The organism is uncultured Methanobrevibacter sp. (genome assembly GCF_946184425.1).
Taxonomy (GTDB): Archaea; Methanobacteriota; Methanobacteria; order Methanobacteriales; family Methanobacteriaceae; genus Methanocatella.
This window is the reverse complement of sequence record NZ_CAMHFP010000060.1, coordinates 1-11,809: the sequence shown is the minus strand read 5'-3', so window position 1 is coordinate 11,809 and position 11,809 is coordinate 1. Positions and strand designations below refer to the sequence as shown.

General features: G+C 31.0%; 9 protein-coding genes. All 9 read right to left on the bottom strand.

The genetic code is table 11. The features are described from left to right. The coding region (locus Q0P94_RS09860) for a hypothetical protein (RefSeq protein WP_295116141.1) at nt 1-322 on the bottom strand (322 nt) is incomplete at its 3' end. 71 nt (nt 323-393) lie between these two features. Next, complete coding sequence (locus tag Q0P94_RS09855) at nt 394-957, bottom strand: hypothetical protein (RefSeq protein ID WP_295116139.1); 564 nt, start codon at nt 955-957, stop codon at nt 394-396. 5 nt (nt 958-962) lie between these two features. After that, complete coding sequence (locus Q0P94_RS09850) at nt 963-3,605, bottom strand: glycosyltransferase (protein WP_295116136.1); 2,643 nt, start codon at nt 3,603-3,605, stop codon at nt 963-965. Between the two features lies 1 nt (nt 3,606). Further along, complete coding sequence (locus tag Q0P94_RS09845) at nt 3,607-4,206, bottom strand: bifunctional 2-polyprenyl-6-hydroxyphenol methylase/3-demethylubiquinol 3-O-methyltransferase UbiG (RefSeq protein WP_295116134.1); 600 nt, start codon at nt 4,204-4,206, stop codon at nt 3,607-3,609. Nucleotides 4,207-4,225: 19 nt separating this feature from the next. Continuing rightward, nucleotides 4,226-5,419 (bottom strand): glycosyltransferase family 2 protein, encoded by a 1,194-nt coding sequence (locus Q0P94_RS09840; protein WP_295116132.1) that lies wholly within the window; start codon nt 5,417-5,419, stop codon nt 4,226-4,228. A gap of 9 nt (nt 5,420-5,428) precedes the next feature. Further along, nucleotides 5,429-6,499 (bottom strand): FkbM family methyltransferase, encoded by a 1,071-nt coding sequence (locus tag Q0P94_RS09835; protein ID WP_295116130.1) that lies wholly within the window; start codon nt 6,497-6,499, stop codon nt 5,429-5,431. Between the two features lie 12 nt (nt 6,500-6,511). Then, nucleotides 6,512-10,138: a glycosyltransferase gene (locus Q0P94_RS09830; RefSeq protein WP_295116128.1), complete on the bottom strand. Its 3,627-nt coding sequence runs from the start codon at nt 10,136-10,138 to the stop codon at nt 6,512-6,514. 37 nt (nt 10,139-10,175) lie between these two features. Further along, nucleotides 10,176-10,988 (bottom strand): acetyltransferase, encoded by an 813-nt coding sequence (locus tag Q0P94_RS09825; protein WP_295116126.1) that lies wholly within the window; start codon nt 10,986-10,988, stop codon nt 10,176-10,178. Between the two features lie 11 nt (nt 10,989-10,999). Then, nucleotides 11,000-11,611: a class I SAM-dependent methyltransferase gene (locus Q0P94_RS09820; protein WP_295116125.1), complete on the bottom strand. Its 612-nt coding sequence runs from the start codon at nt 11,609-11,611 to the stop codon at nt 11,000-11,002. Nucleotides 11,612-11,809 lie beyond the last annotated feature (198 nt).

The window sequence follows — 11,809 nt, the reverse complement described above, 5'->3', positions numbered from 1 at the left end:
TTTTGGTGTTTATGTTGTTTTGGTGTGTGTCTTTTAGTTTTTGTATTTCCTGATTTTTTGCCTCTATTGTCCTTTCATGCTTTTTTAAGGTTGAGTATAGTTTGGAGAGGTGGATTTCATCGCCAAAGCACATCAGGTCATTGTCGCATGCCTGCTGGATTACTTCAAGGGATTCTTCCATGCTCAGGAAATGATGTTCATTTATTGGATTTATGATTATCTTGATTCTGTTTGAGTTTTCAGCTTCTGTCAGGTCATTCAACTGGCTAAAGAAGTGTATGTAGTGTTCTTTTATATCAACTTCTCCTGCATCAAATATCATAATGGCATTTGGGATGTATTTTTCCCTTTTGATTAGATCCAGAATATTTAATCTGTAATTGTATCTATCTTTTATTTCTTCATTGGTGTATTCGGAAACAGTTTTGGCATTATGTAGCGAACATAATTGGCATTTTCAAGGGTTAGTTGTGGAACGTCTGCTAAAACCTTTGAATTTCTAACAAGTGTTCCCAGCTGTATTGAATTGAATCCTCCAAGAGAACTTCCATAAAAAAGAATGTTTTCATTTTTGATTTTAAGATATTCTGTAATCTTGACGATTATCTCTTTTATCTCTTCTAGATACCAGTTGTCCGGCTCTCCGATGCACCATCCACCAAGTATTGAATCGTTTAGATATCTTGTGGGGTCATTGTAAAATAGAGTTGATTCGCTGAATTTCCAGCTGTGTCTGTTGAATCTTGGCTTTTGCTTGAATTTTTCTAAATCTGCTCCGTTCAATACTCCTGAACCTATGCATATCAGATTTTGGCTGTTTTCTTTTAAATTGAGTAGAAATTCATATTTGATGTTGCTTTTCCAAACGATAAGTCCGAATTTTTCATTGATTGGAAACTCATTGAAACCGAGATGTTCAAAGTCACATTCGATGATTGTATTGACTAATTCATTCATATGTTTCAGTTTCCTCTTTTTATTTTTTTAAAGATTTTTTTAACATTGCTTTCATTGATTTGACTTTTTAAAACCCTATTCTCTTTATGCAATTTTTCTTTTGAACGGTATAATCTCATTTTATCTCTTTGAAGTGTTTTAAGTTCATTCATAATGTTTGGGTCGATTTCATTAATTTTTATTTCATCTTTTCTGGAAGTAATATAAACTTCTTTCAAAATGTTTTCCCATTTTAAAAACAGAGTTTCGTTATCAATTTGGTTTAATACATCTCTTTTTGCAATTTTACCCATTTCAATTGCTTTGTCAGGATTTTCAAGTAAATGTAAAATTTTTTGAGCAAGGGCGTCTGTATCATGCTGTTCAACTAGATATCCGTTTACATCATCTTTGATAAAATCGGAAGGTCCGTAGTTGATGTCATAACTTATAACTGGTGTCTTGTTAATCATTGACTCAAGAACAACCAGGCCCAATCCTTCAAAATTAGAAACAAATAATGTAGCTAGTGATTTTGACATCTCCTCATTAACATTGTCAACATGGCCTTTAAAAATTACTTTATCTTCAAGATTTAACTCCTTAACAAGTTCCTTTAATCTTTTCTCTTCAATCAATTCATTGGGTGCAACAGCCCTGCCAAATATTTCCAAGCGAACATCACTTCTTTTTCGACAAACAATATTGAATGCTTTAATTGCATCTTCAATGTTTTTTTCATAACTTAAACGGGCGAATATTGAAATTTTGGTATTGTCTTTATGGTATTCCTTGTTTCTTTCATATTCGGACATGTTTAAAATATTGGGAATTGCCTTGATATTTTCGATATTGAATTCTTTAATGAGGTCATTCTTTAATTTTTCTGTTAAAACAACAATATAATCCAGGCTCTTCACATCATTTAGAATTGTAAAGTCGTCTCTAAGCGGGCTTCCATAATGGTGATTTTCACTATATGGGTTTGTATGGATGCTTGCAATTTTATATGCAAGTTCTGAATTGATATTGTTGAAGTTAGGAATGGCGCCTGAGTTCTCATTGATTAAAAATGCTTTTTCATTGCAGTTAAATAGCATTTCGGTTATGAAATAGTTGTGCAATTCAAACATGTCTTTAAATTTTATTGTTAAGTTTGTAAATCTGTCGTTTAATGTATAACTTCCATATCTTTTTGTAAGATAGTTGAAATTGTCTTTTGTGTAATATTTCTCAAGTTTTATCTGTCCTTTGTGGTTAAATATTTTTACACAGGTATAGTTATCAAATTCATGTCTAGATTTGACTAATTTGTCATTCAACACATAATAATTGGTTATTTTTGTTTTGTCATTCTTTTCAATAGTTTCCAGTGTATATCCGTTAGGTTCTATTCTTTCTGGAATTTTATTGTTTAAATCATTTTTAGTTGCATAATATTCAACAAGGTTAATTATTTCAATGTTTTTATCCAAATATCCATGTTCATGGAAGTATTGGGTTATATATTTGAAATTTTTGGATTCATTAACATTCAATAAGGTAACCTTGTAACCATACTGTTTCAGTATGTTGGCTCGATTGAATGTTGCTTTTGCAAGTCCTCCAATTTCAATATCCAATCCGTAAAACAGAAGAAAAATCTTTTTATCTTTAATATTCTTTTCAATAAGGTTTTCATCATAAAATATGTCCAGTTTTTCAGATATTTTTGAAGCATTTAAAAAGTCTTTTTCAGATATCAATTCTAAAAATTCCTTCAAGTATTGTGGTGGATTAATCTTGGGGGATTGTATGAATTCTTCAAATAATGGGTTTGCCATATACAATAAATCAATTTTGTCTTTTATTGATAAATCACTTAGGCAAAACTGCTTAATCCAGAAAAACAGGTTTCTTGGACCCAACCAGGCATAGTTTTCATCATGTTCTTTTGCAATATTCAATACTGAGGTATATGATTTGATAAATCCTGCAAGAACTGATTTGCTTTTTTTGGAGGTAACTGATTCACCGCCTTGGCGAGGAATATACTCAACAACTGGTGTGTTGATGAATTTGATTCCATCTGCTTTTAGAAGGGCTTCTGATACAAAAACCAAATCCTGTGCCGGAACGCCCTCTAAAAATTTAATATTTTCCTTTAAAATGAAATCCTTTTTGAATATTTTTGACCAGACTGATGGAGTTGTAAGAAGCATGTTGAAATTTTCATCAACATTTTGGACTTGACTTGATTCATTATCTTCCAGTTTCAGGATATTCCAGTTGTTCCTGACAATTTTATTGTCTCTGTTGATGTTGTAGTTTCCGGAAACAAGTTCCAGATTATTTTTGCTAATATTGTCATAAAGAATTTCACAGGCATTTTCCAAAAAGATGTCGTCTGGATCCAAAAACATCAGGTATGGGGCTGTTGCATTTTCAATTCCAATGTTTCTTGGTTTTCCTGCAAAACCGCTGTTTTCATCTAAAATAAATGATTTGACATTATTGTACTTTTTAGAGTAACTTTTAATGATATTTGCACTTTTGTCTGTAGATTTATCATCAACAAAGATTACTTCCAGGTTTTCAAAGCCAATGCTTTGATTTAGAATTGAATCAAATGCATTTTGAAGGGTGTCTTCAACATTAAAAACCGGTACAATAACTGAAATCTTATACATGTTATCCTTGTAATTTTTCTAAAATCAAATCCATTTTTTGCTCTATGTCATCCATTCTGTTTTCCAGATCTCCTTTGCTTCCAGGACCTGGTTTTCGGGCAATTACAAAGCTGTCATACCATGGATCAGATATTTCATCTGTGGTTGTTCCTGATTCCAGAATTTCGAATTTAACGTATTTTGCAAGGCTTCTTACTCCGTCCTCGTTGAATCTGTAACAGTCATACGGGTTTCTGTGAACTGGTCCTTTACTTGGAACTATGATGCAGCATAATCCTCCAGGCTTTAGGACTTTATTGATTTGTTCCATGGTAAGCCAGAAAAATTCCATATGTTCCAATGCTTGGCCGGTAACAACAACATCATATGAATCTTCATCGATTTCCTTCCAGTCATAAGCATTTTCAATAATAATGTCAACATTATTACCTTCTCTCAAATCCAAACCAGTATAACTCCATTTTTTTTCATTTAAAACCATTTTGTAATTGTATGTGCCGGTTTTATCGAATGATCCCACATCCAATATTTTCAATTCTTCATTTTTATTTAAGTAGGAATCTTTAAAATATTCCATTTTCATCATTGAACTTTTGTGCATCTGATCACATTCCTTTTAGTTAAAATTTATTTTTTAATTTCCATAATTTTGATGATTTGATTTCATCTAACTCATGTTTTAATTTTTCATTTTCTTCGTACAATTTTTTGTTAATTATTCTTAAATAAGCATTGTCTTCATTTATTTTATTTGGTTTAATTGTTAATTTTGAAATTTCCTGCTTGACGTATTTCAAATCGGAAATTATTTCAGAGTCAAAATCAAAATTTTGATAGATATTATTTAGTAAATCACGATTATTATAATCTCCGTTTTTCATTCTTTCAAAATATAGTTTAAAATTATAGTTGTCTTTAAAAATATCTTTATTGGATAATTCATTGAATAAATCTGAGCTGAATATTTCTTTTAAGTCAGTATCTTCGAAATCATCCGAAAAATAAACCTTGATGACTCTTTCAGTAAAGAAACTTAAATGATTGTGCAATACTATTTCCTGAATATTGTTTTTGATGTTATATTTTTCAAATAAATCGCAAACAAGTATGTATGCTCTAATCAAACCATAAAAATAGTCATTGCTTAGGTTTAAGGTAACAGAATGGTTGTCGAGGTTTCTATAATATGCATAGAAATTATTCAAGGTCAGTATATTTCTGGAATTTATGATTGTTTCCAATAAAAAGATTAAATCTTCTCCGGGGATATTTTCCGGAAAAATTATATTGTTTTTGGTTAGTAAAAATTTATTGAATAGTTTTGCAGAAATTGCGGGGTTAACATTAAGCAGTTGTGGATTTATAGTATTTTTAAAGGAAGTTTCATTATCATGGAGCAATGGAGGATAGTGTTGGCAAACACCGTTGCTGTAAACGTTGATGTGGCCTGCAATGACCATGTCTGTGTTATAAAATTGGATTTTGTCGTACAGCACTTCACATGTGTTTAACAATAGTTCATCGTCACCATCCAAAAATAAAATATAATCTGCAGTTGCATTTTGAATGCCTATATTTCTGGGTTTTCCGGCATAGCCACTGTTTTTGTCGGTTGTAAGTACTTTGACGTTACTGAATTGATGTGAATAATTGTTTAATTTAGCTAGGGTATTGTCTGTGGAATTATCATCAACAAAGATAACTTCAATATTTTCAAAACCTATTGTCTGGCTTTTTATGGAATTGAATGCATTATCGATCTCATTTTCCAAATTGAAAGTTGGGATGATGATTGACAGTTTATATTCGCTCATGATATCTTCCTAATATTTCATTCTGCACTGGACTACTGTATCTGCTAGAAATGTCCATGGATTTTCTTTTATGATGTTGAATTCATATCCCAAATCCAGATTGGCAACCCATGGGATAATATCAAAGTAATCGGAAACTTTGTGATACATGCTTATGTATAAAATCGGCTTTTGGGTTTTAATTGTGTTTATTGCACCTTCAAGCAAATCCATTTCAGCCCCTTCAACATCAATTGTAATAAATCCTACTTCAAGATCGTTTTCTTCAACAAATGTGTCAATGGTGGTCTCTTGAACTTTGATTTCATTGTCATAACTTCTTAATGTGGCATCGCTTGTTATTCCCTGCACGTTATCTCCGGATAAAAACAATGATCTTTCTCCATTGATGTTTCCCAAGGATTTGTTTACTGGAATTATGTTTTCAATGTTGTTGTCTGAAATATTCTTTTTAAGTATTTCAAATGAATCATTAAACGGCTCGAATGCATAAACGTTTTTTGTTGTCCTCTTGGATAATGGTAGAGATGTATCTCCTGTAAAAGCTCCTGCATCAATGATATCTTTATTTTTGATATATTCCTGGTCTCCTTTCGATAAACCAATTTTGACAAATGGATGAAGGTTATAGTCTCCTGTGAATTTATATCCTGCAATGCCATCTTCTGTTGTATTGTTCATTTTAAAATCTGTGAATTTTTTCTGATCATCCAGTTCATAGTTGAAATACAGTGTATCTCTTTTAATCATGTTGATTGTCATTGCACGAAGCATATACCATTTGAATATCTTTTTGGCATAGGTTGGGAGGTGTTTTGTAACTTCTTTTATTTTGTCTTCGTATTCATCACTTAAATAGAATTCAATGTATTCCCAGTCACAAAAACTGCCAGTGCTGTTAAAATTAGCATATTTCTTTTTTAAACTGGCAGTTTGGTCATTTTTTAAAAAATTCAGCTCATTTTCCAACTTTTCGTTTTCCTTTTCAAGAGACTCGATTTTTTCAAGAAGCTCTTGATTTTGTTTTTTGTAATGATTATAACTGTTGCTTTTGGACAACACTTTTTCTCTAAAACTCACAGAAATTCACCGTTATTTCATATTTAAAATTGCTTCATAAACTCTTTTACAGTTATTTTTGTCATTATATTTATAAAAACTATCTACTCTCTTTTCGTATTCAACTTTCATTTGACAGTCATTTTCAAGATATTCTTTGATTTGATTGATTAAGTCATTTTCATTTTCTATAACTTCGCCGAATCCCATGGTCTTGTATTTGAAATAGCCTTCCTCAAAGTTATAATCGTCATCAGGCTGATAATAAATGACTGGTTTTTTCATATAGGAAAAATCAAAAGCTATTGAGGAATAATCTGTTATCAATATGTCTGAATCCTTAAATAATTCTTGATATGTAGTTTTTTCATCAATTTTGACATATTCGTTCGTGTCAAATAAATCAATGTAACCGTAAACCATGGGGTGTGGCTTAAAGATTATTTTATAATTGTGTTTTTCAGCTATTTCAATCAGTTCATTGCTGTTGATTAAGGAATTCAGTGTTTTGAAGTATTGTGATGCCATGATGTATTTTACTGTCATGTTGTGAAGTTCGCTTCTCCAGGACGGTGCAATCAATATTTGCCTTTTGGTTTCCTGGTCTGTTTTCAAATTATCGAATCTTGGAAAACCTAGTGTCTGGATAACTTTTTCATCATAATTGTATCCTGGATCCATGAATGATTCTTTTTCAGCATCAGAAACGGTTGTAATCAACTTGACATTTTTGTCTGATTTTTTAAGCCATGAAGAAACGTTGTCCTTGGTAACTCCATGCTGCAGGAAAATCTTGTCTGAATTAATCAACCCTGAGTATGATGTGACATTTTTGCCCATAAATGGATTTAGAATGTTTTCGTCAGGATGTGAAGAGATGATTTTTTCTGCAAATAGATAGATTAATCTTTGTTTAAGTGAGTAGAACTCCAAAACATTTGGAAGTTTTGATAAGCGTGTGAAATCTCCAAATTCATCAGAAACAGTGAAATACTTTTTGATGTTGTCTTTTTGGAGGATTGCATATTTGTATAAGTGTTCTGCATTGTCATCGGCATTTTCCTGTCTGTCCTGAAAAAGCCAGATTCTTTTGTTTCTGTAAAATGGATAAATTAACAGGTATAAAAATCTGAAAAGTAAAATTGAAGTGTAATAGGCTTCTTTTCTTTTGAATACTTTAAGTAAAATCGGAAGCTCTGATTTAATCATTTTCAGGTAATTGTAATTTGAGATGTGGAATCGGTTATTTTCAAATTTCATGAAATGGCTTTTTTCTATGCTGTAATTGCTCAATTGGGATAATCTTGCATGATCTGCAAAATCAATTTTCAATGCCCATTTTGTGTTTTCATTGGAATTTTTTCCGGTAAATCTTGCATAAATTTCAATTGTGCAAGTTTCATTGTTTTCTAAGGGTATTTCTCCGTCAAAGCTAAATTGGGACTCCAGAGAACAGTTCAGGAATTTTTTGGAATTGTTGTTGTAATAGACTTTTTTTGTAGGGTATGCAGTATTGTTTTTGTTGATTTCTATTTCTATTTCATCGTCTTTGAAAAATGACATCAGAAATCCTGAAACGAAAAGTGTGTTGTTTTTAATTTCAATGATGTCCAGCCAAAGTTTATGAATGTCAAGCCGGTCAACCAATGTGTTTTCCACATATGTTCCTGCAATTTTACCATTGAAATTTGAATGGATATTTTCATAAGTTACAACCTTGTTTAAATTGACATTAATCTTCGCATATTTTGTAGCTAACATATGATGTCGTATGTTTACTGCATCGTTTCTTAAAGATAATATAATGTCGTCTTCAACATAATGTAAAATATTTTGTATAGCTATATAAACTTCTTTAATTTCATCATTTGTTAATATTTCTGAGACATCTTCAACCCGAAGCATCCACTGGAGGTCATAGACTGTCAGATACTGTATGAATTTTGGAACTTGGCCATATTTATCAATAGAGTAATCAATCAGTTCTTTAAAATATCTGTTTAATCGGTCAAGATAAAATTCCTTTTTGGAATGTGCTGTATCAATTGTTGATGCATCGTTTGTTCTTTTACGATACCAGTAGATTGCTTCGCTAACAACTCCATAAGTTGGATTGTCTATTAACATTTTATTAATCATCAATGAATCTTCTGAGTTGACAAAATCTGTTTTGAAATTGTATTTGTCAAACAGTTCTCTTTTAAAAAATGCAGAACTTGATGAAAGTTGGGGATAATCCCAGTTTTCATTCAAATCAATTAATTTGTCTTCTTCAAATTTGTAGTTCAAGGGGTGTTGGCCCACAGCTTTATCAAAGAAAAATATTGGGGTTGCAACAATGTCGGCATTGTTTTTTGTAAAAAATTCATAAACACTGTAAAATGTGTTTCCGCTAAACTTATCGTCTGAATCCAGGAAATTGATGTATTTTCCGTTCGCATATTCCAATCCAAAGTTACGTGCAGCGCCTTGGCCTTGATTTTCCTGATATAAATAAATGATATTGTCAGGATATTGGCTTTGATATTTAAGACAGATTTCTTTCGTGTTGTCTGTACTGCCATCATCAACTAAAATCAACTGGATATTGCTTCCAAAAGAAAAGCTTTGCCCGATTAACGATTGTATTGTTTCATCAAGGTATTTTTCACAGTTGTAGCATGCAATAACAACAGAAAATACTTTGTCTTGATCTAATTTTACAAATTCCTCGTAATCTTTAGATTGGATTATCTTATTGACTCTCAGTTCAACGTCAGATTCTAGATTGTTCTTGATTTCTTTGTCTTTTAAGACTTCTGTTAAGTCATCTTTTAATAAATTGAAGAATTTTTCCTTGTATTTTTTTGAGGTTTGGGTAAATCTTGCTAATTGAAGATGTATTAATCGATTGTTTAAAAGGAATTTATAATCTTCATAGTTATTGGTTTTTCTAAAGGTTTCTCTGATTTGCTTTGATATTTCTATGATGTCTGTGTAGTCATTTTCCTTTTCTATATCTACGGTAGAACCCTTTCTGTTGATTCTGTAGTAGTATAAGAATTCATCAACGATTGAAACTTTATTGGCTCTTAAATAAGTGTCATAAAAAAACTTTTCATCTTCAAAAATAAGGCCTTCGGGAAACAAGATGTCGTTTTCTTTTAAAAGTGTGGTTTTGTATATCTTGTTGTAAGGAGTAACTGCAATGTTGCATGTGAACTCTTTGGTGTCTTTGTGGTTGAAAATATCTTTTTCAAAATCCCTGAAAACTCCAAGCATATAGTACCAGACATTGTCCTTGATTTCTTCTGTTTGGTTGTTGTATGTTGCAATCTTGCACATTGCAATGTCTAGGTTGTTGTCTTTAGCTTTTGTGTAGAGTTTTTCCATCATTGTTGGCTCTATAAAATCATCAGAATCAACAAATGCAATGTATTCCCCTTGAGATTCTTTGATTCCTAAGTTTCTTGCAGTTGCTTGACCGCCATTTTCTTTGGTGATGATTTTAATTCTTTTGTCTTTTTTTGAATATTGTTTCAGGATATTTAGTGAGTTATCAGTTGACCCGTCATCAATGCAGATTATTTCTATGTCTTTAAGTGTTTGGTTAATGATACTGTCTAAACATTCTTTTATGTAGTTTTCAACATTGTAAACTGGGATTATCACTGATAACATTTAAATACCTAATAAATAAAAATTAGAAAATTAATAGTTATTTGATAGTAAAACGATTTTTACGTTTGTTTCTAACAAACAACTTTTGTATAAACTCTAATCTATCTTCAACATTTAAATCTTTGAGAATTTTATCAATTTGGTTTAAATTTAATGTTTCTTTGTTAACAAGTTCATAAATAAAAACATCACTTTTATAGTCCTTAGTATTCATTGAATCTTCCGCTGTATGATATCCTAAAAATTCTTTAGTAAAAAATACATTTTGCTTTTCAATCATTACTGGATTTCCAACAACCAATGAGTTTGAATAGATTCTTGCATTGTGAGGGACAAAAGAATAATTGTCTACAATGGCTCCCGAACCTATTTTAACTCCTCTTGAAATATATGCCAAATGTCCAATCCAAACATGGTCTCCTATAAAGACACTTTGAGCATAATTGATCCTTTGTTTTGTTTCATTATTATAAATCGGATGAATATCAGCAGTTCTTATATTCACACCACTTGAAAGGCTGCATTCGGCACCTATGATGATATTTTGGCTTTCTTGGATGTTGATATTAATAGGGTTAGATAGGTTACCTTCCCTTCCGATGAAAAATGTGGAATTATTGTAGATTACTAAAGTAAATGAATAGTGTGAATTCATTGTTGATGAAAGATAGACTATTGAGTTGTTGCCTTCAAATAAAATTTGAGCGCCAATAATTTTCACATTGCCTTCGCAATATAAAATATTATTGTTTCCTTTAAATGAGATTGTGGAGTTTGTAATTTCAGGATTTCCTTCAATCCTATTATTTTCTAAATTTCCAATATCTTGATGTGAGTTAACAGTTTCCATGTGAAATCAACTTATTTATTAAGTGCTTCTAAAATTGAATCTAATTTACTTTCAAGGTTATTCATTCGATTTTCTAATTCTTGAGTATTTTCGTTAGTAATTTCTCCGGATTTATGTGCAACTAAACATGCATCATACCAGGGTTTAGTTTCTTCTCGATTGTCTACTGAGGCATGTATTACTTCTAAATCAACATATTTTGCCATTGCTCTCATACCATCTTCATGGAATCTATAACAGTTTGGCATATTGCCTCCATGTTTTGGACCATTTGATGGTGCGATGATACAAACATAACCTCCGGGTTTCAATACTCTTTCTATTTGGGACATGGTGAGCCAAAAAAATTCTAAATGTTCAAAAATTTGACCAGAAATAATCACATCATAAGAGTTATCTTCAATTTCAAACCAGTTGTAGATATCTGTAACAACAATATCTACATTATTTCCTGCTTGGTAATCTAATCCAGTGTATGTCCATTTTTTTTCATCAAAAATATCTGAATAATTGTAATTGCCTTTACCATCTAATGATCCTACATCTAATATGTCTAATTTGTTGTTAGTAGATAAATATGTATTTTTGAACCATTCCATTTTTTCATGTGAATTTTTATGCATAAGAATCTCCTTTAGTATAGTTTATATAATTAATTTATTTAAATGCATATATTAATTTTTCTTTAAAAGATTTGTTGTAATTTAATAAGAAAAATTATCCAAAAACAAGTTTACAAACAAATTAATATAGAAATTCATCATTCTTTATTACCAATGATTCAAAAAATAGTGGGAAAAATGAGAATAAATATAAAACCA